This window comes from Arthrobacter sp. 92 (assembly GCF_050260325.1).
In the GTDB taxonomy this organism is placed as follows: Bacteria; Actinomycetota; Actinomycetes; order Actinomycetales; family Micrococcaceae; genus Arthrobacter.
Map to the genome: position 1 here is coordinate 1,519,652 of NZ_CP189863.1, position 26,250 is coordinate 1,545,901.

Annotated in this window: 27 protein-coding genes; 24 read left to right on the plus strand and 3 right to left on the minus strand. The window is 66.1% G+C overall.

Annotated features, from left to right (window positions below):
- Nucleotides 1-143 precede the first annotated feature (143 nt).
- The 5 genes from infB to ACP4XC_RS06940 all read left to right on the plus strand — a co-directional run bounded on the left by infB (nucleotide 144) and on the right by ACP4XC_RS06940 (nucleotide 5,373).
- Nucleotides 144-3,065 (plus strand): translation initiation factor IF-2, encoded by a 2,922-nt coding sequence (gene infB, locus ACP4XC_RS06920; RefSeq protein ID WP_427174129.1) that lies wholly within the window; start codon nucleotides 144-146, stop codon nucleotides 3,063-3,065.
- A 244-nt stretch (nucleotides 3,066-3,309) separates the two neighbouring features.
- A complete protein-coding gene (rbfA, locus tag ACP4XC_RS06925; protein ID WP_427174130.1) occupies nucleotides 3,310-3,831 on the plus strand; it encodes a 30S ribosome-binding factor RbfA in 522 nt (173 codons plus the stop codon).
- A gap of 125 nt (nucleotides 3,832-3,956) precedes the next feature.
- Nucleotides 3,957-4,442 (plus strand): nucleoside deaminase, encoded by a 486-nt coding sequence (locus tag ACP4XC_RS06930; protein ID WP_427174131.1) that lies wholly within the window; start codon nucleotides 3,957-3,959, stop codon nucleotides 4,440-4,442.
- 119 nt (nucleotides 4,443-4,561) lie between these two features.
- Nucleotides 4,562-4,999 (plus strand): thioredoxin, encoded by a 438-nt coding sequence (gene trxA, locus ACP4XC_RS06935; RefSeq protein WP_427174132.1) that lies wholly within the window; start codon nucleotides 4,562-4,564, stop codon nucleotides 4,997-4,999.
- A 32-nt stretch (nucleotides 5,000-5,031) separates the two neighbouring features.
- Nucleotides 5,032-5,373 (plus strand): CU044_2847 family protein, encoded by a 342-nt coding sequence (locus tag ACP4XC_RS06940; protein WP_427174133.1) that lies wholly within the window; start codon nucleotides 5,032-5,034, stop codon nucleotides 5,371-5,373.
- A 33-nt stretch (nucleotides 5,374-5,406) separates the two neighbouring features.
- Here ACP4XC_RS06940 and ACP4XC_RS06945 read toward each other — a convergent pair whose 3' ends face one another.
- On the minus strand, nucleotides 5,407-5,610 hold the full coding sequence (locus ACP4XC_RS06945; RefSeq protein ID WP_427174134.1) for a hypothetical protein: 204 nt from the start codon (nucleotides 5,608-5,610) through the stop codon (nucleotides 5,407-5,409).
- A 34-nt stretch (nucleotides 5,611-5,644) separates the two neighbouring features.
- Entirely contained in the window at nucleotides 5,645-6,817 is a 1,173-nt protein-coding gene (locus ACP4XC_RS06950; protein ID WP_427174135.1) for a pyridoxal phosphate-dependent aminotransferase, read from the minus strand.
- A gap of 93 nt (nucleotides 6,818-6,910) precedes the next feature.
- On the opposite strand from ACP4XC_RS06950, the gene truB reads away from it, so the two are divergent.
- The 3 genes from truB to ACP4XC_RS06965 are packed head-to-tail and all read left to right on the plus strand — an operon-like array spanning nucleotide 6,911 to nucleotide 8,721.
- Nucleotides 6,911-7,831: a tRNA pseudouridine(55) synthase TruB gene (truB, locus tag ACP4XC_RS06955; RefSeq protein WP_427174136.1), complete on the plus strand. Its 921-nt coding sequence runs from the start codon at nucleotides 6,911-6,913 to the stop codon at nucleotides 7,829-7,831.
- A 1-nt stretch (nucleotide 7,832) separates the two neighbouring features.
- Nucleotides 7,833-8,186: a hypothetical protein gene (locus tag ACP4XC_RS06960; RefSeq protein ID WP_427174137.1), complete on the plus strand. Its 354-nt coding sequence runs from the start codon at nucleotides 7,833-7,835 to the stop codon at nucleotides 8,184-8,186.
- Between the two features lies 1 nt (nucleotide 8,187).
- The gene (locus tag ACP4XC_RS06965; protein ID WP_427174138.1) at nucleotides 8,188-8,721 is read left to right on the plus strand and encodes a hypothetical protein; all 534 of its coding nucleotides are present in this window, start codon (nucleotides 8,188-8,190) and stop codon (nucleotides 8,719-8,721) included.
- A gap of 19 nt (nucleotides 8,722-8,740) precedes the next feature.
- On the opposite strand, the gene ACP4XC_RS06970 is transcribed toward ACP4XC_RS06965, so the two are convergent.
- A complete protein-coding gene (locus ACP4XC_RS06970; protein WP_427174139.1) occupies nucleotides 8,741-9,343 on the minus strand; it encodes an NUDIX domain-containing protein in 603 nt (200 codons plus the stop codon).
- Between the two features lie 58 nt (nucleotides 9,344-9,401).
- On the opposite strand from ACP4XC_RS06970, the gene ACP4XC_RS06975 reads away from it, so the two are divergent.
- The 16 genes from ACP4XC_RS06975 to ACP4XC_RS07050 all read left to right on the plus strand — a co-directional run bounded on the left by ACP4XC_RS06975 (nucleotide 9,402) and on the right by ACP4XC_RS07050 (nucleotide 26,241).
- Nucleotides 9,402-9,539: a hypothetical protein gene (locus ACP4XC_RS06975; protein WP_427174140.1), complete on the plus strand. Its 138-nt coding sequence runs from the start codon at nucleotides 9,402-9,404 to the stop codon at nucleotides 9,537-9,539.
- A 65-nt stretch (nucleotides 9,540-9,604) separates the two neighbouring features.
- Complete coding sequence (locus ACP4XC_RS06980) at nucleotides 9,605-10,588, plus strand: bifunctional riboflavin kinase/FAD synthetase (protein ID WP_427174141.1); 984 nt, start codon at nucleotides 9,605-9,607, stop codon at nucleotides 10,586-10,588.
- A gap of 121 nt (nucleotides 10,589-10,709) precedes the next feature.
- Complete coding sequence (gene kynA, locus ACP4XC_RS06985) at nucleotides 10,710-11,564, plus strand: tryptophan 2,3-dioxygenase (protein ID WP_427174142.1); 855 nt, start codon at nucleotides 10,710-10,712, stop codon at nucleotides 11,562-11,564.
- On the plus strand, nucleotides 11,561-12,814 hold the full coding sequence (kynU, locus tag ACP4XC_RS06990; protein ID WP_427174143.1) for a kynureninase: 1,254 nt from the start codon (nucleotides 11,561-11,563) through the stop codon (nucleotides 12,812-12,814). Before kynA ends, kynU begins: the two co-directional genes overlap by 4 nt.
- Before the next feature lie 217 nt (nucleotides 12,815-13,031).
- The gene (rpsO, locus tag ACP4XC_RS06995; RefSeq protein WP_427174145.1) at nucleotides 13,032-13,301 is read left to right on the plus strand and encodes a 30S ribosomal protein S15; all 270 of its coding nucleotides are present in this window, start codon (nucleotides 13,032-13,034) and stop codon (nucleotides 13,299-13,301) included.
- Nucleotides 13,302-13,550: 249 nt separating this feature from the next.
- Nucleotides 13,551-15,812 carry a polyribonucleotide nucleotidyltransferase gene (locus tag ACP4XC_RS07000; protein ID WP_427175044.1) on the plus strand — a complete coding sequence of 754 codons (2,262 nt, stop codon included), beginning with the start codon at nucleotides 13,551-13,553 and terminating at the stop codon, nucleotides 15,810-15,812.
- A 132-nt stretch (nucleotides 15,813-15,944) separates the two neighbouring features.
- On the plus strand, nucleotides 15,945-17,288 hold the full coding sequence (locus ACP4XC_RS07005) for a M16 family metallopeptidase (protein WP_427174147.1): 1,344 nt from the start codon (nucleotides 15,945-15,947) through the stop codon (nucleotides 17,286-17,288).
- A gap of 111 nt (nucleotides 17,289-17,399) precedes the next feature.
- Nucleotides 17,400-17,885 (plus strand): DUF1579 domain-containing protein, encoded by a 486-nt coding sequence (locus ACP4XC_RS07010; protein ID WP_427174148.1) that lies wholly within the window; start codon nucleotides 17,400-17,402, stop codon nucleotides 17,883-17,885.
- Nucleotides 17,886-18,098: 213 nt separating this feature from the next.
- Nucleotides 18,099-19,298, plus strand: coding sequence for a substrate-binding domain-containing protein (locus tag ACP4XC_RS07015; RefSeq protein ID WP_427174149.1), 1,200 nt, complete (start codon nucleotides 18,099-18,101; stop codon nucleotides 19,296-19,298).
- A gap of 52 nt (nucleotides 19,299-19,350) precedes the next feature.
- Nucleotides 19,351-20,115 carry an ABC transporter ATP-binding protein gene (locus ACP4XC_RS07020; protein WP_427174150.1) on the plus strand — a complete coding sequence of 255 codons (765 nt, stop codon included), beginning with the start codon at nucleotides 19,351-19,353 and terminating at the stop codon, nucleotides 20,113-20,115.
- Nucleotides 20,112-20,921, plus strand: coding sequence for an ABC transporter ATP-binding protein (locus tag ACP4XC_RS07025; RefSeq protein WP_427174151.1), 810 nt, complete (start codon nucleotides 20,112-20,114; stop codon nucleotides 20,919-20,921). Before ACP4XC_RS07020 ends, ACP4XC_RS07025 begins: the two co-directional genes overlap by 4 nt.
- Complete coding sequence (locus tag ACP4XC_RS07030) at nucleotides 20,918-21,793, plus strand: branched-chain amino acid ABC transporter permease (RefSeq protein WP_427174152.1); 876 nt, start codon at nucleotides 20,918-20,920, stop codon at nucleotides 21,791-21,793. The genes ACP4XC_RS07025 and ACP4XC_RS07030 overlap by 4 nt, the downstream gene beginning before the upstream one ends.
- A gap of 143 nt (nucleotides 21,794-21,936) precedes the next feature.
- Nucleotides 21,937-23,046 carry a branched-chain amino acid ABC transporter permease gene (locus ACP4XC_RS07035; protein WP_427175045.1) on the plus strand — a complete coding sequence of 370 codons (1,110 nt, stop codon included), beginning with the start codon at nucleotides 21,937-21,939 and terminating at the stop codon, nucleotides 23,044-23,046.
- A complete protein-coding gene (locus ACP4XC_RS07040; protein ID WP_427174153.1) occupies nucleotides 23,043-24,668 on the plus strand; it encodes a class I adenylate-forming enzyme family protein in 1,626 nt (541 codons plus the stop codon). Before ACP4XC_RS07035 ends, ACP4XC_RS07040 begins: the two co-directional genes overlap by 4 nt.
- A complete protein-coding gene (locus tag ACP4XC_RS07045; RefSeq protein WP_427174154.1) occupies nucleotides 24,665-25,324 on the plus strand; it encodes a TetR/AcrR family transcriptional regulator in 660 nt (219 codons plus the stop codon). Before ACP4XC_RS07040 ends, ACP4XC_RS07045 begins: the two co-directional genes overlap by 4 nt.
- On the plus strand, nucleotides 25,321-26,241 hold the full coding sequence (locus ACP4XC_RS07050; RefSeq protein WP_427174155.1) for an alpha/beta hydrolase: 921 nt from the start codon (nucleotides 25,321-25,323) through the stop codon (nucleotides 26,239-26,241). Before ACP4XC_RS07045 ends, ACP4XC_RS07050 begins: the two co-directional genes overlap by 4 nt.
- Nucleotides 26,242-26,250 lie beyond the last annotated feature (9 nt).

The following is a 26,250-nucleotide window of genomic DNA, read 5'->3' on the forward strand; positions in this document are numbered from 1 at the left end:
GATGAGTTCCCACCGATGAGTGCGCAACGATGACAACTTTGTTGCGCTCTGCAATGGGCCTTCCAGCTGCGTTCGCGGCGGAGGCCCGCAGTAAGAAGTAGACGGTTCGTGCCTGGCTCGGTGCGGACCGAGACAGGAGAAATGTGGCCAAGGTCCGCGTACATGAGCTTGCTAAAGAGCTCGGTATTACTTCCAAAGATGCAGTAACCAAACTGCAGGAACTGGGCGAATTCGTTCGCTCTGCCTCTTCCACCATTGAGGCCCCCGTTGTGAGGAAACTCCGCAACGCTTACCCCGGCGCCGGCGCTTCGAAGACCGAAGCCCCCGCCTCCGCGCCCAAGGCGCCTGCAAGCCCTTCAGCTACCCGTCCCGCGCCTGCGCCGGGCCCGGCAGCTCCCAAGGCTCCGGCTCCCGCGGCTGAAACCCCGGCTCCAGCAGCCCCCGCTGCAGCGCCGGCGCCTGCCCAGGCCGCTCCGGCGGCTCCGGCAGCGGCTGCTCCTGCTGCACCGTCGGCAGCTGCGCCGGCCGCAGCCTCGCCCTCAGCAGGTGCCCCGTCAACAGGTGCCAAGCCGGGCGCACGTCCGGCTCCGAAGGCCGAAGCTGCTCCGGCACGCCAGTCCGGTTCCGCGCCCCGTCCGGGCGGTCCCCGTCCCGGCAACAACCCGTTCGCCACGTCCCAGGGCATGCCCCGCGGCCGCGGCGGTGACACCGAACGTCCTTCGCGTCCGGGTAACAACCCGTTCGCTCCTTCTCAGGGCATGCCGCGTCCGGGCGGAAGCCGCACCGAGGGCGAACGCCCCGGCGGTCCCCGTCCCGCAGCAGGCGCTGGTGGTCCCCGTCCGGGTGCTCCCCGCACCGGCGGCGCTCCGGGTGCACGTCCGGGCGCCCCGCGTCCGGCCGGCGCAGCAGGCGCTGGCCGGCCGGCCGGAGCCGGCGGAAACCGTCCGACTCCCGGCATGATGCCCAACCGCACCGAACGTCCCGCACCCGCCGGTGCAGGCCGTCCCGGTGGCGGCGGCCGCGGTCCGGGCCGTCCGGGTGGCGCTCCAGGTACCGGTGCTCCCGGCACCGGTGGTGGCGGTGCTCCTGCCGGCGGTGGCTTCGGCAAGGGCGGCCGCGGCCGCGGTGGCACCCAGGGTGCTTTCGGCAAGGGCGGCGCAGGCCGTGGCAAGCAGCGCAAGTCGAAGCGTGCCAAGCGCCAGGAACTCGAGCAGATGAGTGCTCCGTCGCTGGGTGGCGTCAGTGTGCCCCGCGGCGACGGCAACACCGTGGTCCGGCTTCGCCGTGGCTCGTCCATCACGGACTTTGCCGACAAGATCGAGGCGAACCCCGCCGCACTGGTGACCGTCCTCTTCCACCTCGGCGAAATGGCTACCGCCACGCAGTCGCTGGATGAAGAGACCTTCGCCCTGCTGGGCGAGGAGCTTGGCTACAAGCTCCAGGTCGTATCCCCGGAGGATGAGGAGCGCGAGCTGCTCTCCGGTTTCGACATCGACTTCGACGCCGAGCTCGAAGCCGAAGGCGACGAGGAACTCGAGGCACGTCCTCCGGTTGTCACCGTCATGGGTCACGTTGACCACGGTAAGACCCGCCTGCTCGATGCCATCCGCAAGTCCGACGTTATGGCGGGCGAGCACGGCGGCATCACGCAGCACATCGGTGCTTACCAGGTCACGCACGCTCACGAAGGTACCGATCGCAAGATCACCTTCATCGATACTCCGGGCCACGAGGCGTTCACCGCCATGCGTGCCCGTGGTGCGAAGGTCACTGACATCGCCATCCTCGTGGTCGCAGCGGACGACGGCGTTATGCCGCAGACCGTTGAAGCCCTCAACCACGCCCAGGCGGCCAACGTGCCGATCGTCGTGGCCGTGAACAAGATCGACAAGGAAGGCGCCAACCCGGAGAAGGTCCGCGGCCAGCTGACCGAGTACGGACTGGTTCCGGAAGAATACGGTGGCGACACCATGTTCGTGGAGGTCTCTGCCCGCCAGAACCTGAACATCGACGAGCTGCTCGAGGCTGTCCTGCTTACCGCGGACGCAGCCCTGGACATGCGCGCCAACCCGAACAAGGACGCCCGCGGTATCGCGATTGAAGCCAACCTGGACAAGGGCCGCGGCGCGGTTGCCACCGTCCTGGTTCAGTCCGGTACCCTGCACGTCGGCGACACCATCGTGGCAGGCACGGCCCACGGCCGCGTCCGTGCGATGTTCGACGACGACGGCAGCGCCCTGACCGAGGCCGGTCCATCCCGCCCCGTTCAGGTCCTGGGTCTGTCCAACGTGCCCCGCGCCGGCGACACCTTCTTCGTGACTGCTGACGAGCGCACCGCCCGCCAGATCGCCGAGAAGCGTGAAACCGCCGACCGCAACGCCGCCCTGGCCAAGCGCCGCAAGCGCATCAGCCTGGAAGACTTCGACCAGGCAGTCGCCGAAGGCAAGATCGACACCCTCAACCTCATCCTCAAGGGTGACGTGTCCGGTGCCGTGGAAGCCCTCGAAGACGCGCTGCTCAAGATCGATGTCGGCGAAGGCGTCCAGCTGCGCATCATCCACCGCGGTGTCGGTGCGATCACGCAGAACGACGTCAACCTGGCAACGGTCGACAGTGCCGTCATCATCGGCTTCAACGTCAAGCCCGCCGAGCGTGTTGCCGAACTGGCAGACCGCGAAGGCGTGGACATGCGCTTCTACTCCGTCATCTACGCAGCAATCGATGACATTGAGCTGGCTCTCAAGGGCATGCTCAAGCCGGAGTACGAAGAGGTCCAGCTTGGCACCGCCGAGGTCCGCGAGGTGTTCCGTTCCTCCAAGTTCGGAAACATCGCCGGTTCCATCGTTCGCTCGGGTGTTATCCGACGCAACACGAAGGCCCGCATCAGCCGCGACGGCAAGATCATTGGTGACAACCTCACCGTTGAGACGCTCAAGCGCTTCAAGGACGACGCCACCGAGGTCCGCACGGACTTCGAGTGTGGTATCGGTCTGGGCTCGTTCAACGACATCAACGAAGGTGACATCATCGAGACCTTCGAGATGCGCGAAAAGCCGCGCGTCTAAGTCGGTTTAGCGTTACAAGGTGCGGGGCCGTTGGATTTTTCCGGCGGCCCCGCCCCTTCGCTGGGCGGCAAAGGATCTGCGATCCTTTGCCGCCCAGCTTCGGCAGGCCCGATGCCACTCCCAGGCCGCCGGAAAAACCCAACGGGTCCGTCGTAGACTCGCTTTAGGCGCGTGGCATCAAAACCCAACGTGTGTACACAGACCGCCATCGCGCCGTCGTACATCCAAATTTTTAGGAGTGGAAATGGCTGATCCCGCACGGGCTGCCAAGTTGGCGCAGCGGATTAAGGTTGTTGTTGCGGAGGCCCTGGGCCGGAAGGTCAAGGACCCCCGGCTCGAGGGCGTCACCGTTACCGACTCGCGGGTGACCAACGACCTGCAGCACGCGACCGTCTACTACACCGTGTTCGGCGACGAGGTGGCGCACGCCGACGCCGCCAAGGGCCTTGAAAAGGCCAAGGGCGTCCTGCGGCAGGAAGTGGGCCGTAACATCACTGTGCGGCTTACTCCCACGCTGGAGTTTGTGGCCGACCAGATCCCGGTCAACGCCTCCAACCTCGAGGAACTCCTTCGCGCCGCCAAGAAGCGCGACGCCGAGGTGGCGGCCCTCGCCGCAAGCGCCAAGCACGCCGGTGACGCCGACCCGTACAAGACCGATGTGGTCGAGGACGTGGAGCTCGACGAGGACGACTTCGACGAAGAGGAAACAGACCTCACCGAGGATGTCGACATCGACGAGGACGCCAACAAGGACGCCGGGAAGTAGGCGCCTGCTCGTAGCGAAGTGGCCGGAGCCCGGAACGGGTCCGGCCACTTCGCGTTTAAACGGGTTTCCCGTGCATGCACGGGCTCATTCGCGGTTTCGTCCGCGGGGATGGTTATGATCGGAGCATGGTTGCCCAACCCTCACCGGCCCACGTCAGCGAATACCTGAGCCAGGCCGTCGACCTGGCCGTGCGGAACGTGGCCGACGGCGGCGGTCCGTTCGGCGCACTTGTGGTCACCTCCGATGGTGGACTCCACTTCGGCGTCAATCGGGTGACCCGGGACAACGATCCCACAGCCCATGCGGAGGTGGTGGCGATCCGGCAAGCGGCCGCGAAGTGTGCCACCTTCGATCTGAGCGGGGCGGTGCTCTACGCCAGCTGCGAGCCGTGCCCGCTCTGCCTGTCGGCGGCGCTCTGGGCCCGGGTTGACCGGGTCTACTTTGCCGCCGACAGGTACGGTGCAGCCGCGGCCGGTTTCGACGACGCCCTGTTCTACGAGTACTTCGAGGGGCTGCGCCCGGAACTGATGCCTGTCCGCCACACCGACATTCCGACCTCGGGTACTCCGTTCGACGCATGGCGGCAGAACCCGGACCGCACCGAATACTGAAGTCCGCCCTGCACGATGAGGATGGCCGCCCTGCGGGACCTTCGACTCTAGCCCGCTGGCGGCCGGGGGAGTCCGATTGATGCAGGACTTCAGATGTAACTGGAAGGCAGTAGCGGGCCGTGGAATCAAGCCTCATCAAGTGCCCGAATTGCGGCAAGACCAACAGGATTCCCGCGGTGGCATCAGGCCACCCACGGTGCGCCAATTGCCATCATGACCTCCCGTGGATCGTGGCGGCGGGTGACGACGACTTTAAGCTCATCGCCGAGAAGTCCCCAGTCCCCGCACTGATCGACTTCTGGGCAGAGTGGTGCGGGCCCTGCCGGATGGTCAGTCCCGTGCTGGACCAGCTCGCGGCGGAGAAAGCCGGCCGCATCAAGCTCGTGAAGGTCGACGTCGACCACGCGCCGGGCCTCTCGTCGGAGTTTGCGGTTCAGGCGATCCCCACCTTGATGGTGATTGTCGGCGGAATTGTGGTGGCGCGCCAGGCCGGCGCCGCGCCGGCCCCTGCGCTCAGGACGTGGCTGGAGCGGGCGCTGTCCTCAACCCTCAGCTGACCAACCCCAACGCCAAGCAAACGGAGGTCGCCATGACAGAGATTCTGCGCTACGAGGTCGGGTCCGGGATGGTGCTGGTGGAAGCCGACGAAAACAGTTTCGGGGTGGAGCATCCGGCCCGCGATCACCAAGGCATCCTGGACACCGGCCGCAGGCTGGAAGACGTACTTGCAGCGGTGCGGCCGGCTGCCAACGCGGCAGCCGACGTCCTGAGCGAGCTGGCTCCGGAGCACCTGGAACTGCAGTTTGGTGTGAAGCTGGCAGGCTCGTCCGGGGCCATCATTGCCCGGAACTGCTCCGAGGGCCACTTCATTGTCAAGATGTCCTGGTCACCGGAACAACCGCCGGCTCCGGAGGAGGAAGTCAGCATCTAAAACGTGCAGCGCGATCTAGAACGTGCAGCGCGTTTACCTTCGCCGTGTTCCCCGGGCGCCCAGGCTGCCGAGCAGGGGCGATCCCATCCCCAGCAAAAAGCCGAAGTCATACCAGTTGCCCGCCCGGGCGGTGTTATAGAACGGGAATTCCTGCCAGGCCCCGAAGACATGGGCAATCAACACGATCCACGCGGTAATACCGTTCCACGCGCCCCACAGCAGGTCCTGCCACCACATGATGTTCCTCTCCGGAGCCGCCCCTAGTGACAGGCTAGGACAGCGGAGTCGCCGGGGCTAGGGCCGGAAGTCGCCCCAGTCCCTCCACGAGTTCGGCCCGGTCGCCGCACAGCGCAATCCGGATCCAGCCCTCGCCGATTGAGCCGAACGCCGTGCCGGGGGCGAACGACACTCCGGACTCGGCCAGGAACCGGCGCGCCCAGGACCGCACGTCCCCGCCGCTCACATGGGATACATCCGCCCACAGATAGAAGGCGCCCTGCGCGTTGAGGAACCGAATGCCCTTGGACTGCAGGACGGCGGACGCGGCGTCCCTGTTGGCCCGGTAGTGGGCGTGCGCGTGGCTGACATAGTCCTGGGGCCCGGTCAGCGCAGCTATCGCGGCGTACTGGGACGGCGAGGCCACGCAGGACACGATCGATTCCATCACGTTGTTCATCTTGCGCTCCAGCCCGGGCGGGCAGACCAGGGCGCCGATCCGGAGCCCGGTCAGTCCATAGGTCTTGGACAGGGTCAGCGAGGTGAAGACCCGCGCCTGCCCCGGCACCTCGCTGTCGAACCGGGCCGGGCTGACATGCGGGACGTCGTAGGTGAAGGCCTCATAGCATTCGTCGGAGATGATCCAGAGATCATGGCGCCGGGCCAGGTCGACGAGGCGGCGCGTCAGCCCTTCGCCGAGCACAGCTCCCAGGGGGTTGGACGGCGAGTTGAGGACCAGCACCTTGGTCCGTGGGGTGATGAGGGCTTCGATGTCCTCAATCCGCGGCTGGAAGTCGTGGTCCGGGAACAGCGGATACTCCACAGGGACGGCATGCAGCAGCCTGCTGGTCATCGCGAACGTGGGGTAGCCGGGGTTCGGAATCAGGATCTCGTCGCCGGGGGCAAGCAGCAGGGTCATGGCGAAATGGAGGCCTTGTTGTGCGCCGTCCACCACATAGACCCGCTCGGCCCCGACGTCGGTCCCGTTATGTTCCCGGAACCTTGCCGCGAATGCCTCGCGCAGGGCAGGGATCCCGGCATTGGGCGTGTAGTTGGTCTCGTCTCGGTCCAGGCATGCTATCCCCGCATCAAGGATATGGCGGGGAACCGGAAATCCCGGCTCGCCGATGCTCAGCACGATCGCGCCCGGGGTGTGCCAGGCGGCCTCCGTGATTTCACGGATCTGGTTGACGGGGACATCGCGGACGTGTGCGGCAAGCTCTGGCATGCCTGCAATCTTAACCGTCGCCCCGCTAGTAGAGCGGCGTCAAGCCCGTGGCTGGGCGCGGGGCAACGCGCGGGCGCGGATATACTGGGGAGCGTGCTTTCTGGACTGGTGATAGTGGACAAGCCGCAAGGCTGGACCAGCCACGATGTGGTTGGACGGATGCGGCGGCTCGCCGGTACCCGAAAGGTGGGCCATGCCGGGACGTTGGACCCCATGGCCACAGGAGTTTTGGTGCTCGGCATCAACAAGGCCACCCGGCTGCTGACGTACATCGTGGGCACCTCCAAGACGTACACCGCCACCATCCGCCTCGGCGAGTCCACGGTGACAGACGACGCCGAAGGCGAGGTCATTGCCACTCACAGCGCCGCCACCGTCACCGAGGAAGCCGTCCGTGCCGGCGTCGCCGCCTTGACGGGGGAAATCCAGCAAGTGCCCAGCAGCGTGAGCGCCATCAAGGTCAACGGCGAACGTGCCTATGCCCGGGTCCGGTCCGGCGAGGACGTCAAGCTCGCTGCCCGGCCGGTGACCATCCACCGCTTCGCCGTCCACTCCATCCGGCCGGTGAAGGACGGGGAAGCGTTGGATGTGGATGTGACCGTCGAGTGCTCGTCTGGCACCTACATCCGCGCCCTCGCCCGCGACCTTGGCGAGGCATTGGGAACAGGCGGGCACCTCACAGCCTTGCGTCGAACCCAGGTCGGCCCGTACACGCTGGAGCAGGCACGGACCCTTGAACAGCTGGCGGAGGAACTCGAGGTTCTCGAGATGTCCCAGGCCGCGCGTGCGCTGATGCCCAACCGCGAGCTTAGCGATGAAGAAACCAACGAGATTTCCTTTGGCCGCCGCATCGCCGCCGGCGTGGACGCCGGCACGCCCCAGGCAGCCACCGCCGAGAAACCGGCCGCTGCCTTCGCGCCGGACGGCTCGCTGGTGGCGCTCCTGGCGGACGCCGGCAGCTTCGCCAAGCCGGTGCTCGTATTTGCGCCCAGCAACGAACAGCAGGCAACGTAGCTTGGACGCGTACTTCTACATCATCCTGGCGGTCGGGCTCCTGTCCACCATCATCTGCGCCACAGCCGGGATCCTGAAAAAGGCGCCGAACGATGCCACCATACTGTCGGTAGCCGCCGTCGAACTAGGGTTGCTGGTGTATCTCGTCGGCTCAATCGTCCGCGTAGCCGGCGGCGAACGCATCGCCGGTGCGGCCTGGGAATTCTGGGGATATATGGTCACTGCGCTGATGCTTCCCGTGGGCGCTGTGTACTGGTCGATCCTTGAGCGCACGCGCTGGAGCAATTTCGTACTCGCCGCCGTCGGTGTGACGGCGCTCGTGATGGCAGCCCGCATGAACCAGATCTGGTACTGAGTTGGAAGAAGCAAACCACGTGACTCCGCAGCCCCCCGCAGACAAGACCGCACACAACACAACGAACAAGGCCGGGCGGACAGCCGACGCCGCCAGTGCCGGAAGCAGCGGCAGCGCCGACACCGGTAGTCCGGCCGACACGCGCAACACCGGCCCCGGCCGGCTGCTGATCGCCGTCTACGCCGTGTTCGCCATTTCGGCCACCGCACGGGCCGGGTTCCAGATCCTTACCAAGTTCTCCGAAGCGCCGTTGGCCTACCTGCTGTCCGCCTTCGCTGCCCTGGTTTACCTGGTGGCCACGGTGTCGCTCGCCAAGCCAGGCAGGACCTGGTTCAAGATCTCGGTGACGGCGGTGCTGGTGGAACTTCTGGGCGTGCTGGTGGTCGGCGCGCTGAGTGTGTTCGACTCCGTCAACTTCCCGCATGAGACGGTCTGGTCCCTCTTCGGCCGGGGCTACGGCTTCATCCCGCTACTGCTCCCGATCCTCGGACTCATCTGGCTGTATCGGCGGAGGCCGGCGCCCCAACAGGCGTAACGAGCGCGAGCCGGTCCGCTCAGCGTCTGCGGTGGGCCGTCCGTGCCTCGGAGCCCATTCCGTTTTCGACGCCGCCGGCGTTCCCGGACTCCGGGCGCAACAGCCTGCTTCGGAGAGCCGGCCACGCCGCCGCAAAGCCGGGATGCAGCTCCCTGTCGGCGACGCCGTCAATTGGGAACCATGCGAGCTCCAGGCTTTCGGGGTCACTGATCTCCGGTTCGAACGGATCAACAACCTCTACGGCCACGGTCGTGTAAGTCCAGTAGCCCACGTCGAACACAGAGGTGAACAGGACCCTGACACTTTCCGGCGGCACCGCGGCTTCTTCGTGGGCTTCACGCAGGGCTCCGTGGACGGCCTCTTCCCCTTGGTGCAGGGCGCCGCCAGGCAGCCCCCACGTTCCGCCCTGGTCGCTCCACAATGCGCGGTGCTGCAGGAGGATGCCCTTGCGCGGGTCGTGGGCCAGCAGGCCGGCGGAGCCGAAGCGGCCCCAGAACCTGCCGCGCTCGCCCTCCACCCAAGCGTCCCCCGGATCACGCGGGCCCAGGGGCCTGCGTGGCTCGCCTGACCAGGGCCCTGCGAATGGCGGTTCTCCGGGTTGGGGGGCGAAGGTGCTGTCCATGCCTCTAGCTTGCCATGCCGGCTCCGCATACGGTCCGGGAGCCTGCGTCGTGTTACGGATGCTGAAGGCTGACGTTTTCACCGGCCTGGTTGCCGCCTCGTCCGTGCCGGTAGCCCGCGGCGCCAGGGCCCTGGCCCGGAACGCCCGCGGCCCCGGCAGTTCCGTCGGGGGCCAGCAGGGATTGCGGGTAATCTAGGAGAGTTCCGGAGCCGGCGTGGTCCGCCCGGAGGAGTTTATGGCAGGTAGCAAAAGGCGAGGTTGATGGTCCACATCTGGAACGATCCGTCCGAAGTCCCGGCGGACTTTGGTCCTTCTGTTGTCACATTCGGCAACTTCGACGGCGTGCACCGCGGTCACCAGCAGGTGCTTTCGCAGCTTATCCGCACCGCCCGCCTGAACCACGCCCGCGCTGTCGCGATCACCTTTGACCCGCACCCGGCTCAGGTCCACCGCCCGGAATCGGCCCCTGAACTGATCATGGGCCTGGAAGACAAACTGGTGGCCCTGGGCGAGCTTGGCCTCGACGCCGTACTGGTGATGAAGTACTCGCTGGAACTTGCCAGCCTCACACCGGAAGAATTCGTCGCCAACATACTGGTCGGCAGCCTCAAAGCGAGCCACGTCGTGATCGGTCACGACGCCCGCTTCGGCCGCGGCAATTCCGGGGACCTCGCCACCATGGAGGAGCTGGGGAAGAAACTCGGTTTCGAAGTGCAGGTCATCAGCGAATTCGGCTCCGAGGGCTTCCCCATCCACGACGACGGCGGCGCTGACCGCCGCTGCTCCTCCACCTGGGTTCGCGAAGCCCTCCGGGAAGGCGACGTCGCCACGGCAGCCGCCGTTTTGGGCCGCCCGCACCGGATGCGCGGCGAAGTGGTCCACGGGGCCGCGCGCGGCCGCGACCTTGGCTTTCCCACCGCCAACCTTGCATCGACGGCCAGCGGGTACATCCCGGCGGACGGCATCTATGCAGGCTGGCTGGTCGACCAGGCGGGCGCCCGGTGGCCGGCTGCCATCTCGGTAGGTTCCAATCCCACGTTCGACGGCGTCAGCCGGCAGGTCGAGGCCCACGTCATTGACCGCCCTGAAGAGTCCGTGGACGACTTCGATCTGTACGGCCAGACAGTGGTCGTGGAATTTGTGGCCCGGCTGCGCGGAATGGTGGCGTACCGTGGCCCTGAGGCATTGGTTGAACAGATGCGCCTGGACGTGGTTCAGGCGCACAACATCCTGTTCTCCCACTGACAAGTTAGCCCGCTGACAAGCGGACAAAAGGGCAGGATCGGCGTCCAACTCCGCGCTGGCGGCGTTCCAACTCACCGGAGCGGCGCCCGGTTCCAGCCATCTGGCAAGGAAGGCATGAGACGTGACCGTTGAAAAAAACACGAGGGAGCTGGACAAGGATATTGTCCGGGACTTCAGCTCCCGGATGAGCTATGCGTCCTATCTGCAGCTGCCCACCCTGCTCAGCGCCCAAAAGCCGGTCAGCACGCCCGAGCACCACGACGAAATGCTGTTCATCATCCAGCACCAGACCACGGAGCTGTGGCTGAAGCTGGTGCTGCACGAGCTTCGCAGCGCCGCGGCCTGGCTCCGTTCGGACGACCTCGGGTCCGCTCTGAAGGCGATCGCCCGGGTCAAGCACATCCAGAAGACGCTCACGGAGCAGTGGTCGGTGCTGGCGACCCTTACCCCCACCGAGTACTCCCAGTTCCGCGGCTTCCTGGGCAACTCCTCAGGGTTCCAGTCCAGTCAATACCGCGCTGTTGAGTTCCTTCTCGGCAACAAGAACGCCAAAATGCTGTCGGTGTTCGAATCGGATCCGGAAGCCCACGAGATGCTGAGCCACCTTCTTGAGGCGCCGAGCATCTACGACGACTTCCTCGCCTACCTCAAGCGCCAGGGCTTCGAGATTCCCGCGTCCCTCCTTGAGCGTGACGTCACCAAAGCTCATGAGTTCTGCCCGGAACTGGTGCCGGTCTTCAAATATATCTACGAGAACGCCGCCGATAACTGGGGCGCCTATGAGGCCTGTGAGGAACTGGTGGACCTCGAAGACAACTTCCAGCTGTGGCGCTTCCGCCATCTGCGCACGGTCCAGCGCACCATCGGCATGAAGGCCGGCACCGGAGGCTCCAGCGGCGCCGCCTTCCTTCAGAAAGCGCTTGAGCTGACCTTCTTCCCGGAACTCTTCGCCGTGCGGACGGAGATCGGCCAGTGAGCACCACCACCCCAGACACGGCAGCGACCGGGCCCCTGCTGCGGCGCGCCGTCGACCTCGACGCCGCTGACCCGCTCGCCAGCTACCGTGAGCTCTTCATCGGCACGGACACAGACCTCTCCTACCTGGACGGCAACTCGCTCGGACGTCCGCTCAAGCGGACCGTCACTGACGTGGGCAATTTCATCCAGGACGAGTGGGGCGGCCGGCTCATCCGCGGCTGGGACGAGGAATGGCTTCACCTGCCACAGGTGATCGGCGATCAGCTGGGCCGCACGGTCCTCGGTGCAGCGCCGGGACAGACCATCATCGCCGACTCCACCACTGTGGTGCTGTACAAACTCATCCGTGCGGGCCTGGCTGCCGTGACTGATCCAGCCCGCACGGAAATAGTGCTGGACACGGAGAATTTCCCCACCGACCGCTACCTCGTCGAGGGCATCGCCCGCGAAGAGGGCCTGACGTTGCGCTGGATCGACGCCGATCCCGCTTCCGGCGTCAGCCTCGAGCAGGTGCGGTCGGCCACGGGGCCGGCCACCGCCGTCGTGGTCCTCAGCCAGATCGCCTACCGCTCGGGGTACCTTGCGGACCTGCCTGGAATCACGTCTGCCGTGCACGACGCGGGTGCCCTGGTGGTGTGGGACCTGTGCCATTCCGCCGGGTCGGTGGAAATCGCGCTGGACGACGCCAATGTCGATTTCGCGGCCGGGTGCACTTACAAGTACCTGAACGGGGGACCAGGATCGCCGGCTTTCGCCTACGTCAACGCGCGGCACCTGGACGGACTGAACCAGCCGATCTGGGGATGGATGGGCCGGAAGGACGCTTTCGAAATGGCGGCAGGATATGAGCCGGCGGCAGGGATCCGGGGCTTCCTGAGCGGCACGCCCGCAATCTTCGGCATGCTCGCCATGCGGGGGACACTGGATCTGCTGGAGGAAGTCGGCATGACCGCGGTCCGGGAGAAGTCGCGTCTTCTGACCGCCTTTGCCGTGCAACTTCACGATGCGTGGCTGGCCCCCGCCGGTGTCACGCTCGCCACCCCGAGGGACCCGGAGCAGCGGGGCAGCCATATCACCGTGGACCATCCGGCCTTCCGCGAAATGACGGCCACTCTATGGGAACAGGACGTCATTCCGGATTTCCGGGCGCCGCACGGCATCCGCATCGGGCTCTCTCCGCTGAGCACGTCCTTCACCGAGCTCTACCGGGGCATGGCGGCCATCCGGCGGTTGCTTGCCAGCGCCTGAAAGAGACAGTGCCCGACGGACGCGGCCGTCCCAACTCCGGGCGTTTCGACAAGATTGCCGCGTGGCCGGTAAACTAAACGTTGGATCCGGCTGCAGTCCGTGGCGGCTGGCTCTTGTTGTGTGTGGATTCTCCCGGCTTTCATCCGGGAAATCCTGCCCGGCATACCCGGCAGTGAATTACTGACTCGGGCCTCACGGCACATCTCTAGGAGTTATCGTGGCACTTGAAGCCGCTGTAAAGCAGTCCATCATCAAGGATTTTGCAACGTCCGAGGGCGACACCGGTTCACCGGAGGTCCAGGTAGCAGTCCTGACTCAGCGGATCAAGGATCTCACTGAGCACATGAAGGAGCACAAGCACGATTACCACACCCAGCGCGGTCTGCTGGCCATGGTTGGTCGTCGTAAGCGCATGCTCACCTACCTCAAGAACACTGACATCAACCGCTACCGTGCGCTCATCGAGCGCCTCGGCCTGCGTCGCTAGTCAGCCTTAAGGGGCGGCCCGTTCCTGCCCGGACCGGGCCGCCTTCTTCAGAAGAAAACTAAACAGGAGGATCAACCGCATCACGCATTCGCGGTCCTCGGTAGTGATTCCCGGGAACGGCTTCGAAGAAATGAAGCCCGGCCCGTGGGTCTCGATCGATGACCGGGTGCAGTGCAGGCCAGTAGACAGATGCTGGACTGGGTTGATGCGGCTGGGCTTCCGTCAAAACAAGAAACGGAGGTGACTCTCTTGGAGGGTCCCGAAATCCAGTTCTCAGAAGCAGTCATTGACAATGGCCGCTTCGGCAAGCGTGTAATCCGCTTCGAAACCGGCCGTCTCGCCAAGCAGGCAGCCGGCGCAGCCATGGTGTACATCGACGAAGACACCGCGTTGCTCTCAGCCACCACCGCAGGCAAGCACCCGCGTGAAGGCTTCGACTTCTTCCCCCTGACGGTGGACGTCGAAGAGCGCATGTACGCCGCCGGCCGTATCCCGGGCTCGTTCTTCCGCCGCGAAGGCCGCCCGTCCACCGAGGCCATCCTGGCGTGCCGCCTGATGGACCGCCCGCTGCGTCCGGCCTTCATCAAGGGTCTGCGCAACGAGGTCCAGATCGTGGTCACCGTCCTGGCGATCAACCCCGACGAGCTCTACGACGTCGTGGCCATCAATGCCTCGTCGATGTCCACCCAGCTCTCCGGCCTGCCCTTCTCCGGCCCGATCGGTGGCGTCCGCGTCGCCCTCGTCAGCGACGAGAACGGTTCCCAGTGGGTTGCTTTCCCGAAGCACTCGCAGCTTGAGAACTCAGTGTTCAACATGGTCGTTGCCGGCCGGATCGCCGGTGACGACGTCGCCATCATGATGGTTGAAGCCGAAGCCACCGACAACTCCTGGAACCTCATCAAGGAACAGGGCGCCACCGCCCCGACCGAAGAGGTTGTCTCCGAAGGCCTCGAGGCTGCCAAGCCGTTCATCAAGGCCCTTTGCGAAGCACAGTCCGACCTGGCGGCCCGCGCCGCCAAGCCGACCGTCGAGTTCCCGGTCTTCCTGGACTACCAGGACGACGTCTACGCCGCTGTGGAGTCCGCTGCCGCCGAGAAGCTGGCCGCTGTCTTCCAGATCGCCGACAAGCAGGAGCGCGACACCGCATCGGATTCGCTCAAGGACGAGGTCACCTCTTCCCTGGCCGGCCAGTTCGAAGGCCGCGAGAAGGAACTGTCCGCAGCCTTCCGCTCCGTCACCAAGCAGGTTGTGCGCCAGCGCATCCTCAAGGACCAGATCCGCATCGACGGCCGCGGCCTGACGGACATCCGCCAGCTCACTGCCGAGGTCGAGGTTCTGCCCCGCGTCCACGGTTCGGCCATCTTCGAACGCGGCGAGACCCAGATCATGGGTGTCACCACGCTGAACATGCTCAAGATGGAACAGCAGATCGATTCGCTGTCGCCGGTAACGCGCAAGCGTTACATGCACAACTACAACTTCCCGCCGTACTCCACCGGCGAGACCGGCCGCGTGGGTTCGCCCAAGCGCCGCGAAATCGGTCACGGTGCCCTTGCAGAGCGCGCCATTGTTCCGGTGCTGCCGTCCCGCGAGGAATTCCCGTACGCCATCCGCCAGGTGTCTGAGGCTCTCAGCTCCAACGGTTCGACGTCGATGGGTTCCGTCTGCGCCTCCACGCTGTCCCTGTTCAACGCAGGTGTGCCGCTGAAGGCTGCCGTTGCCGGTATCGCCATGGGCCTGGTTTCCGACCAGGTTGACGGTCAGACCCGCTACGCTGCCCTGACCGATATCCTCGGCGCCGAAGATGCTTTCGGCGACATGGACTTCAAGGTCGCCGGTACCTCCGAGTTCGTCACGGCCATCCAGCTGGACACCAAGCTCGACGGCATCCCGGCGTCCGTTCTGGCCGCCGCCCTGAAGCAGGCACGCGAAGCACGCCTGCACATCCTGGACGTCCTGAACTCCGCGATCGACACCCCGGACGAGCTCTCCGAGTTCGCCCCCCGCGTCATTGCGGTCAAGATCCCCGTGGACAAGATCGGCGAGGTCATTGGGCCCAAGGGCAAGATGATCAACCAGATCCAGGAGGACACCGGCGCGGACATCTCCATCGAGGACGACGGCACGGTCTACATTGGCGCCACGAACGGCCCGTCCGCCGACGCGGCACGGTCTGCGATCAACGCCATCGCCAACCCGCAGGTTCCGGAAATCGGCGAGCGCTACCTGGGCACGGTCGTCAAGACCACCACCTTCGGCGCCTTCGTGTCCCTGACCCCGGGCAAGGACGGCCTGCTGCACATCTCCGAGCTGCGGAAGATCGCTGGCGGCAAGCGCGTGGACAACGTTGAGGACGTCGTCTCCGTGGGCCAGAAGATCCAGGTCGAGATCACCAAGATCGACGACCGCGGAAAGCTGTCCCTTTCTCCTGTTGTGGCTGACGAGGAAGGTGCCGGCGGAGAGTCCGAGCCCGTCCACGCCTCGGCTGCATCCGAGGGCGTTGAAATCTAACGCACGGTCTGGACTGAAGCAACAAAGCGCGGGGCCGGTGGATATCCACCGGCCCCGCTGCCGTTAAGGGCAACGGTGGCCCCGCTGATACGATGGCAGGCAGATTTGGCACGTGTTTACTGAAAGGCCTTGATGACTGTCGTACCCCTGCCGCTTGAGCAGAACCAGCACGCCGATACCCTGATCCACGGAGCCGACGGTGGCTCCGAGGTACGGCGTTCTGTCCTTCCCGGCGGTGTGCGCGTGCTGACCGAGGCGATGCCCGGCCAGCGTTCGGCGACCATCGGTTTTTGGGTGGGGGTGGGTTCCCGTGACGAAGCCCAGGGGCAGCACGGTTCCACGCATTTCCTGGAGCACCTGCTCTTCAAAGGCACCAAACGGCGCACCGCCCTGGAAATCGCGTCGGCCTTCGACGAGGTAGGTGGGGAATCCAACGCGGCCACCGCCAAGGAAAGTACCTGCTACTTTGCCAGGGTGCTGGATACGGATCTTCCCATGGCCATCGACGTCATAGCGGACATGATCACGGGGGCGGTCCTGGATCCGCAGGAGATGGAACAGGAACGCGACGTCATCCTGGAAGAGATCGCCATGGACAGCGACGACCCCACGGACGTGGCGCACGAGCATTTCGTCGCGGCCGTGCTCGGAACGCATCCCCTGGGTCGGCCCATCGGCGGGACCCCGGATGCCATCCGCGCGGTCGCCCGCGACTCGGTGTGGGATCACTACCGCCGCTACTACCGTCCGGATGAGCTTGTTATCACCGCCGCGGGCGGTCTGGACCACGACGTCGTCTGCCGCCTGGTGGTCGATTCGCTCCACGCGGCCGGCTGGAAACTGGAGTCCGACGCCGCCCCCGTGCAGCGCCGGTCCACCGAACGCGCGCAAATCACCGGAACGGCCGGCCTCCATGTGGTGAAGCGCCCGGTGGAGCAGGCCAACATCATCATGGGCTGCCCCACGATCGTTGCCACCGATGACCGCCGCTATGTGATGAGCGTACTCAATGCGGTGCTGGGCGGCGGCATGTCCTCGCGCCTGTTCCAGGAAGTCCGGGAGAAGCGCGGCCTGGTGTATTCCACCTACTCTTTTGCGTCCTCCTACGCCGATGCCGGCTACTTCGGCATGTACGCGGGCTGCACTCCGTCGAAGGTCCGCCAGGTGCTGGACCTGCTCGGCGTGGAACTGGACAAACTGGCCGAGGGCGGAATCTCCGGGGATGAACTCAGGAAGGCCGTGGGGCAGTTGTGCGGCGGCATCGTGCTCGCGTTGGAGGACACCGGTTCACGGATGTCCAGGCTGGGGCGGGCCGAACTGGTATCCGGCGAGTACCAGGACATCGAGGAGACGCTGCGCCTGATCCAGTCCGTGACGGCGGACCAGGTCCGTGAGCTTGCCCGCGAGCTCGCAGCGGCCCCGCGCACCGTGACTGTGGTGGGACCGTTCGAGGAAGACGAAACCTTCGGTCTCTAAGGCTCACTCCCGCGCCGCCGGGCGTCATCCGGCAGCACTCCACCTCGCTGATGTCTTTACAGCGCGGGCGGCGGGGCGTGATGATGGTGGCGGGGTCATTCGGGAGGAACCATGGACCGGCCGTTGCCGCGCAGTGCCCACGACGCACTCAAGGCCTTCCTGGGGCACTGGACCGGCACTACCCAATGGGAAGCAACGCCTTGGGGTCCCGCGCGCACCGCGGCGACCGAGATCACGTTCGCCCTGGCCGCGGCGGGACTCGCCGTGACGCAGTGGTACCGCCACACCGAAACCGACGGGACCCGTGCAGAAGGCTACGGAGTCTTCACCATGGATCCGGATCACCCGGACACCATGTGGTACCACGTGAACACTGTGGGGCTGCCTCGCGAAGCGCCCGCCAGGGCCAGCTGGCAGGACGGCACGCTGACGGTCGAGCGGCGCAGCGACCGCGGAACCGCGCGCCACACCTTTCGGCTGGACGACGGCGTGCTGACGCACACTGCCGCGCTCAGGCTCGGCACTGCGAGCGGGTTCAGGCCGTTTATGACCTCCGTCTGCCGCCGCGTCTCCGAGCCCGCCGCCGTCCCTGTCTGAGACTCCCGCCGCGGGCCCATCGAGGCCGGCGTACCGGGCACACATCCACCGTGGCGGGAACGTGGCCATTTCGTTGTGAAGCCATGGCGGAAATCCGTTGACACCCTGTGATCGGTATCATAGATTGTGCCGTAATCTGAATCACCTTTCAGGTTCTAGGTCCTGATCCAGATTTCCTGCCCGATATCGCGGATTCTCAACGAAAGGCATCCCGTGAAGGATACAAAGAAGTTCCTGATGGCCGCTGTCATGGTCACCGGGCTCGCCCTCAGCGCCTGCGCGCCCACCGCCGGCGCGCCGGCAGGGACCGGCAGCGCTGCGGGCGGCAAGTCCGCAGACCCGGTCAATGTGGGCATCATCTACTCCAAGACGGGGGCACTGGCCGCCTACGGCGCCACTTACTACCAGGGGCTGCAGGCCGGCATCGACTACGCCACCGGGGGAACCGGAGAAGTCAACGGCGCCAAGATCAACCTGACGTACGCGGATGACGGCGGCGACCCGGACAAGGCGGTCACGGCGGCGAAAGACATGATCGGCAAGGGCTATAAGATCATCGGCGGAACCGTCTCCTCCGGCATCGCCCTGAAGTTGGCCGAACAGGCCCAGCAGAACAAGGTCCTGTACATCTCGGGGCCGGCCGCGACAGACGCGATCCAGGGCATCAACAAATACACCTTCCGGTCTGGACGCCAGAGCCTGCAGGACGTCGCCACGGCGGGCACCTTTATCGACACCAAGGGGAAGAAAGTGGTGGTGTTCGCCCAGGACAACGCGTTCGGCCAGGGCAACGTCGCGGCCGTCAAGGCCGTCCTCGGTGCCAAGGGGGCCACCGTGCAATCCGTCCTTGTGCCGGACGGCCAGGAGCTCACTCCCTTTGCCCGGCAGCTCATTGACGCCAAGCCCGACATGGTGTTCGTGGCTTGGGCCGGCGCAACGTCGGGCACCATGTGGCAGACCCTGAGCCAGCAGGGCGCATTTGCCGCTGCCCCGATCGTCACCGGGCTCGGCGACGCCTCCACCTTCGGCGCCTATGGTGAGGCGACCTCGAAGATCAGCTTCCTGAACCACTACTTCCCGGGTGCCTCAGGCACTGACGTCGAGAAGAAAATGGTTGCTTCCGTTGAGAAAGCGGGCTCGAAGGCTGATCTGTTCACCCCCGATGGCTTCGTCGCCGGACAAATGATTGTCCAGGCCGTAAAAGCCGGCGGCACGGACACCGATTCCATGGTCAAGGCGCTGGAAGGCTTCAGCTTCGACGGACCCAAGGGCAAGGAAACCGTGCGCGCCTCGGACCACGCCCTGGTCCAGGACATGTACCAGGCCAAGCTCGTCCAGAAGGACGGCGCGTGGGCTCCCCAGGTGGTCAAGGTGGTTCCGGCCGACCAGGTGGCGCCGCCGGAGAAGAAGTAACCCCGGCACCGCAACCGCCCCCTGAAATTCCAGCGAGTCACGAAGGATCCGCATGATATCCCCAGCCCTGCCCGCCCTCGCGGTGGACGGCCTTGGCCTGCAGATCGGTGGCGCCCGCATTCTCCAGGATGTCGGCTTCACCATCAACGCCGGCGAGATGATCGGCGTCATCGGCCCCAACGGGGCCGGAAAGACCACCCTCTTCAACCTGATTTCCGGCGTGATGCGCCCCACCGCGGGGAGCATCAGGCTCAACGGCAGGGAGATTACGGCTGCGCCGATCCACCAGCGTGCCAAGGCAGGGCTGGGACGAACCTTCCAGACCTCCAACCTGTTTCCCCGGCTGAGCGTGCTGGAGAACGTCCGGCTCGCCGCGCAGGCGAAGCTGGGGGGCAGCTTCAGCATCCTGCGCTTCCCGTCGTTCTCGGATGAAGCCACGCGCATCGCCCGGGGCACCATCGCGGAGGTCGGGCTGTCAGGACAGCTGACGACGGCGGCGGGGGACCTCTCGCACGGCGAGAAGCGCAAAGTGGAGATCGCCGTTCTGCTGGCGACCGATCCAGCCGTGGTGCTCCTCGATGAACCGATGGCCGGGGTGGCGTCGGGGGACGTCCCGTCCCTCACCGCCATCATCCGCGGCCTGCACCGGGACCGCGGCTGCACCGTGATGATGGTGGAGCACCATATGGATGTGGTGATGGGGCTTGTGGACCGGGTGGCCGTGATGCACCACGGAACCCTGCTGGCCCTGGACAGCCCGGCCGCCGTCATGGCGGACCCCACCGTCCAAAGCGCCTACCTGGGAGAACCCGTATGAATCCAGTGAACGCCCCCGCATCAAACCCGGAAGCGCGGCCGGTCCCGGCCGCGTCCATCCTGACCGTCAAGGGCCTCAACGCCTCCATCGCCGGCCAGCAGGTGGTCGAGGATGTCTCCTTCAGCGTCCCCGCCACAGGCATCACGGCCTTGTTGGGCCGGAACGGCGTCGGCAAGACCAGCACCATCAAAGCCATCATCGGACTGATCGACCGCACGGGAGCAATAGAGCTCGACGGGGTGCGGATCGACAAGGAACCGACCTACCGGATCATCCGCAGGGGAGTGGGTTACGTGCCCGAGGACCGGGAGGTGTTCGCCAAGCTGACCGTGGCGGAAAACCTCCGGCTCGCCGAACGGGACGCGTCGCCGCGCCGACAATTCGTGGAGGACCTCTTCCCCGACCTGCTGGCAAGGTCCGCCCAGATGGCTGGATCGCTCTCCGGCGGCCAGCAGCAGATGGTTTCGCTCGCACGGGCGCTCCTGAACACCAACAAGATCCTGCTCGTGGACGAACCGACGAAGGGCCTGGCACCCAGGATCGTGGCCGAGGTCGCCGAAACCCTCGCTGAAGCGGCCAGGACTGTGCCCATCCTCCTCGTCGAACAGAACCTGCAGGTAGTGCGCCAACTGGCCGGAGGCGCCGTCGTCCTGTCCGGCGGACGGGTGGTTCACACCGGCGGAGCACAGGAATTCCTTGACGACGCCGAGCTGACCCGGCGGCATCTGGGCGTCTCAACCGACAGCGGCTCAACCGACGGTGGCTCAGTTGACGGCATACCCGCCGGGGAAGGCACGGCCCTGTGAGCACCTTGATCCTGCTGCTGTTTACCGGCCTCGGCCTCGGCGCGCTGTACTTCCTCGTGGCAGCGGGGCTCTCCCTCATCTACGGACTCATGGGCGTCCTTAACTTCGCCCATGGCGCCTTCCTCACCCTTGGCGCCTTCACCGGCTGGGAGATCGCGCGCCGGACCGGATCGGATAACTGGGGAACATTCCTGTTATCCCTTGCGGCCGGAGCCGCCGCAGGGGCAGGGTTCGCGGCATTCACCGAATTCGTCCTCATCCGCCGGCTGTACCAGCGGCACATTGAACAGGTCCTGGTCACGGTGGGACTCTCTCTCGCTGCGGTTGCCCTGTTCGACGGCATCTGGGGCACCGACCCGGTGTTTATCCAGGGGCCCGCCTGGTTCAAGGACACCACGGAAATCTTCGGCGCCCACGTCCCCAACGACAGGTTCGTCTGCATCATCGCCGCCGGCCTCGTGCTGCTGGCCCTGGTGTTTTTCCTCAAGAACACGCGTTACGGCATGATCATCAGGGCCGGCGTGGAAAACCGGTCCATGGTCACGGCACTGGGGATCGACGTCCGCAAGGCCTTCACCCTGGTCTTCACGATCGGCGGCGCGGCAGCGGGACTCGGCGGCGTCCTTGCCTCGCACTATTTCGGCTACGTCTCGCCGATGTTGGGCGGGTCGCTGCTCATCTTCGCCTTCATCGTCACCGTGATCGGCGGTCTGGGCTCCCTGACCGGAGCCGCCGTCGCGGCAGTCGCCGTCGCCGTCCTTCAGCAGTTCGCCAACTTCTACCTCGGCGGCACCGGCGACTTCGTCGTCGTGCTCGCCCTGGCGCTGGTACTGCTTTTCCGTCCCTCCGGCCTGCTCGGGAGAACCGCATGAGCACTGACACTGACAGCCCCGACGCCAGCAGCACCCATACCAGCAGCCCCAACACCAGCAACCCCAACACCAACAACCCTGACAAGGACGAGGCGAAGAGGGCGGCAGGGCCGCGTCGGCCCGCTTCCGATGCGGGGCGCACCATGCGTCTTCGCAAGGGCCCCAGACGCATCGCGGCCGTGGCCGGCAGCGCGGCCGGAGTGCTGCTGCTGGTCTTGCTGCCCCTGCTCAACCTGTCCCTGCCGGGGGTGCTGCCTGGTCCGACATACACGCCGGGGTCGCTGCAACTGCTGGCGATGTGCATGCTCATGGCCGCGGCTGCGCTGACCTACCACCTGCTGCTCGGGGTGGCAGGGCTGCTCTCCTTCGGCCATGCCCTGTATTTCGGCGCCGGAGTTTACGGGCTGGCGATCATCCTGAAAAACCTGGATATCCCGCTCTTGCCTGCCATGGGCTTGACACTGCTGATCGTGATCGTGCTGGCCCATGTGGTGGGCAGCATCAGCCTGAGGGTCAGCGGGATCCCGTTCGCCATGGTGACGCTTGCCTTCGCCCAGGCCGGCTCCGTGATCGTGGGCCGGAACCCCAATGGTGCCACCGGCGGGGACGAAGGATTGACCCTGCGCACCGAGAACCTGCCCGAATTCCTCGTGGGCGTGGTCAACACGCGCAATCTTTATTGGCTGGCCCTGGCGGTCCTCGTTGCCGTCTTCATCGTGGTCACTGTGGTGCAGTCCTCGCGGGCCGGGCACGTGGCGGCGGCAGTGCGGGAGAACGAGCTCCGCGTCCGGGTCCTGGGCCTTCAGCCGTACCTCGTGAAATTGCTGATCTTCGTGGTCTCCGCGGTTCTGGTGTGCATCATCGGCATGGTCTTCCTCCTGCTGCAGAGCGGCGCCGTGCCCCGGGCCATATCAGCGGACCTCACCATCACCCTGCTGGTGATGGTGGTCCTCGGGGGTGTCGGTTCCCGCTGGGGCGCCGTGATCGGCGGGGTCTTCTATACGATCCTGGACCAGCGCCTGACCACGCTCGCCAATTCGGAGGCCGTCAAGTCCCTGCCGGACGTCCTGCGGGTACCGTTGTCTGAGCCGTTGTTCATCCTCGGCACCCTGTTCATCCTCGTGGTGCTTTTCCTGCCCGGCGGACTGACCGGCGCTGCACAGCGGCTGACACGGGGGCCGGGACGGCAAAAAGCGCGGCGCACCGGACAACGTACTGAAACATCCCGCGAAATCCTGGAGGAGGCGGCATGAGCCCCGCAAACGGACTGCACACCTTGGGCCGCTGGACCACGGACCGCAGCCTTGCCACCCCACACCGGGTGGCCATCGATGACCGTGGTTGCACCCTCACCTATGGGGAATTGGAACGCCGCGCGAGCGCCCTCGCAGCGGGATTCCGGTCAGCCGGCTACATGGTCGGCGACCGGATCGCCACCCTGACCGGCAACAGCTCGGACCATGTGGTGGCGTTTTTTGCCTGTGCCAAGGCCGGACTCGTCCTGGTCCCGCTTTCCTGGCGGCTGGCGCCGAAGGAGCTGGCCGGGCAACTCGAACTATCCGACCCCCAACTCCTGCTCGTCGAAGATGAGCTCGACTCGCTCGCCGCGTCGTCCTGCGCGCTGCTACCACAAAGGCCCCGTACCGCTTCCCTCGGTCCGGGCGGCGTCGAGAAGTCCGTGCCGCCGCCCTCGCGGAGGCGCGCGTCGTCACAGGACCCTGTTCCGGGGACCGATACCGGTCAGCGGGAGGTGCGCGACGACGACGCCCTCCTCATGATCTTCACCTCAGGCACCGAAGGGGCCAGTAAGGCCGCCGTCCTGACGCACGCCAACTGCTTCTGGACCAATCTGTCCCTTTCCCGGACGCTGGACATGGGGAGCACCGACGTCGTCCTGGCTGTGCTTCCGCAGTTCCATGTGGGCGGGTGGAACATCCAGCCGCTGCTGGCGTGGTGGACCGGAGCCACCGTTGTGCTGGAGCGCGGCTTCGAACCCGGCCGGGTCCTGCAGCTGATTGCCGAGCGGGGCGTCACCATGCTGATGGGTGTTCCCACCCAGTACTTCATGCTGGCCGAACACCCGGACTTCCCTCATGCCGAGCTCGGCAGCCTGCGCCACGCTGTGGTGGGCGGGGCGTCGATGCCCGCCCCGCTGCTGCGGATCTGGCACCGCAGGGGAGTGGCGCTCAGCCAGGGCTACGGGCTGACCGAGGCCTCACCGAACGTGCTGTGCCTGCCCAATGAGGACGCCGAACGCATGGTGGGCTACTCCGGCAAACCGTACCCGCACGTGAACGTGGCGGTGGCGGCCCCTGCCACCGGCGAGATCCTCGACGGCGCCGCGGCCGGAGAGCTCCTGGTCCGCGGTCCCGGCGTCTTCGCTGGCTACTTCAGGGATCCCGCCGCCACAGCCGCAGTCCTGACCGGCGGATGGCTTCGCACCGGGGACCTCGTCGAACGTGATGCGGAAGGCTTCATCAGGGTGGTGGACCGGCTCAAGGACATCTATATCTCCGGGGGCGAAAACGTGGCCCCGGCCGAAGTGGAGGCAGTCCTGCTGTCCCATCCCGCCGTGGCGCAGGCCGCCGTCGTCGGCGTTGAGGACCAGCGCTGGGGTGAAACCGGCGTCGCTTTCGTGGTCATCCGGCCCGGGGTGGCCACGGACGAGCAGGAACTGCGCGACCACTGCGCCTCCCAGCTTGCCCACTTCAAGGTCCCGGCCAGGGTAGAGACGGTTGGCGCGCTCCCTCGGACGGCCTTGAACAAGGTGCTGCGGGCCAAGCTGCGGCAGCAGCTGACGCCAGCTGTCCCCACGCAACATGCTCCTTCTCAACATGCACAGACACGCCACGGCCTGAGCGGAGGCGGGCAGTGAGCGCCGCGCCGCGCACCGCGAGAGGCACGCGTACCAGGGCGAAATTGCTGGAGGCAGCGGAGGCCGTGTTCGCCTCAGTGGGGTACCACGAGGCCTCGATCGTGAAGATCACCGAGGCTGCCGCGGTGGGCCTGGGCACTTTCTACCTCTACTTCGAGGGTAAGCAGGCCATCTTCGACGAGGTCGTGGAGGACCTGAACCGGCGGGTCCGGCACGCCATGACCGATGCCGCCCGTGGCGCCGGTACACGGCTGGAGGCCGAACGGGCCGGATTCCGGGCATTCTTCAAATTCACCGCCGAACACCCCGCCCTGTACCGGATTATCAGGCAGGCCGAGTTCGTTTCGCCGGGCGCACTGCGGCTGCATTACACGCGGATCGTCAACGGCTACATCGAGGGACTTAAAGCGGCCCAGCTTAGCGGCGAAGTCCGGCAGATGGATCCCACCGTGGCGGCCTGGGCGCTGATGGGCATCGGCGAACTCATCGGCATGCGCTGGGTCCTCTGGGACGACGAGGGCGCCGAGCCCGCCCGGGGCGCCCGGGCGGACGTTCCGGAGGAAGTGTTCGAGGAAATGATGCAGTTCATCGAGCGGGCGCTGGCGCCCGCTCCCACGCCCGTACCGAATTCAGAACAGGAAGGGACAGCCCCGTGACACGAGCGTCAGGAATTACCAGAGAAGCAGGGAACACCAACTACCGGGCCACGGACGTGCAGGTCCGCGGCGGCATGCTGCACACCGGCATCTGGGGACCCGAGGACTCGGCTGCCCCCACCATCCTGGCCGTTCACGGCGTGACCGCTTCGCACAAGGCATGGCCGTATCTGGCAGAGGCGCTGCCCGATGTCAGGATTATCGCCCCGGACCTGCGGGGGCGGGGCCGGAGCAACGGGCTGCCCGCGCCATACGGCATGCCCTCGCACGCCGAAGACCTCGCGGCTGTGCTGGCCGCGCTGACAACCGGGCCCGTCGTCGTCGTCGGGCACTCGATGGGCGGCTTCGTCGCCGTTGTGCTGGCAAACATGTTCCCGGAACGGGTGCGCTCCCTTGTGCTCGTCGACGGCGGACTGCCGCTGCAGGTTCCCGACGGACTCTCCGATGAGGAAATCGTCGCGGCGGTGCTGGGCCCCGCGGCCGAACGCCTCAAAGCGACGTTCCCCAGCCGCGAGGTGTACCGGTCCTTCTGGCGGCAGCATCCCGCCTTCAGCCACGACTGGGGTCCGTTGGTGGAGGCCTACGTGGACTATGACCTCACCGGCGAGGAGCCCGAGCTGCGTCCGTCCACGCGCTATCAGGCGATGGCCGAGGACACTGCCGAGCTGCACCGCGGCGCCTCGCTGCTGAAGGCCCTCGACGAACTGGCCGTGGACACCGAGGTGCTCCGGGCGCCGCGCGGCCTCCTCAACGAGCCCTCGGGACTCTACGCGCCCGGCTATCTGGACGCCTGGGCTGAGAAGCTCCCGGACCTTCGGATCCGCGAGGTTCCGGAGGTGAACCACTACACCATCGTCATGGGCGAGGCCGGCGCCGCCGCCGTGGCGGAATCAGTGCGGACGGCGCTGGCCCGCTGAAGGCGCTGG

Coding starts and splice junctions, on each gene's coding strand:
- rbfA (WP_427174130.1), top strand. CDS start 3,310: ATGGCTGATCCCGCACGGGCTGCCAAGTTGGCGCAGCGGATTAAGGTT.
- ACP4XC_RS06930 (WP_427174131.1), top strand. CDS start 3,957: ATGGTTGCCCAACCCTCACCGGCCCACGTCAGCGAATACCTGAGCCAG.
- ACP4XC_RS06940 (WP_427174133.1), top strand. CDS start 5,032: ATGACAGAGATTCTGCGCTACGAGGTCGGGTCCGGGATGGTGCTGGTG.
- ACP4XC_RS06945 (WP_427174134.1), bottom strand. CDS start 5,610: ATGTGGTGGCAGGACCTGCTGTGGGGCGCGTGGAACGGTATTACCGCG.
- ACP4XC_RS06950 (WP_427174135.1), bottom strand. CDS start 6,817: ATGCCAGAGCTTGCCGCACACGTCCGCGATGTCCCCGTCAACCAGATC.
- ACP4XC_RS06970 (WP_427174139.1), bottom strand. CDS start 9,343: ATGGACAGCACCTTCGCCCCCCAACCCGGAGAACCGCCATTCGCAGGG.
- ACP4XC_RS06975 (WP_427174140.1), top strand. CDS start 9,402: ATGCTGAAGGCTGACGTTTTCACCGGCCTGGTTGCCGCCTCGTCCGTG.
- ACP4XC_RS06980 (WP_427174141.1), top strand. CDS start 9,605: ATGGTCCACATCTGGAACGATCCGTCCGAAGTCCCGGCGGACTTTGGT.
- ACP4XC_RS07005 (WP_427174147.1), top strand. CDS start 15,945: ATGACTGTCGTACCCCTGCCGCTTGAGCAGAACCAGCACGCCGATACC.
- ACP4XC_RS07010 (WP_427174148.1), top strand. CDS start 17,400: ATGGACCGGCCGTTGCCGCGCAGTGCCCACGACGCACTCAAGGCCTTC.
- ACP4XC_RS07020 (WP_427174150.1), top strand. CDS start 19,351: ATGATATCCCCAGCCCTGCCCGCCCTCGCGGTGGACGGCCTTGGCCTG.
- ACP4XC_RS07025 (WP_427174151.1), top strand. CDS start 20,112: ATGAATCCAGTGAACGCCCCCGCATCAAACCCGGAAGCGCGGCCGGTC.
- ACP4XC_RS07035 (WP_427175045.1), top strand. CDS start 21,937: ATGCGTCTTCGCAAGGGCCCCAGACGCATCGCGGCCGTGGCCGGCAGC.
- ACP4XC_RS07040 (WP_427174153.1), top strand. CDS start 23,043: ATGAGCCCCGCAAACGGACTGCACACCTTGGGCCGCTGGACCACGGAC.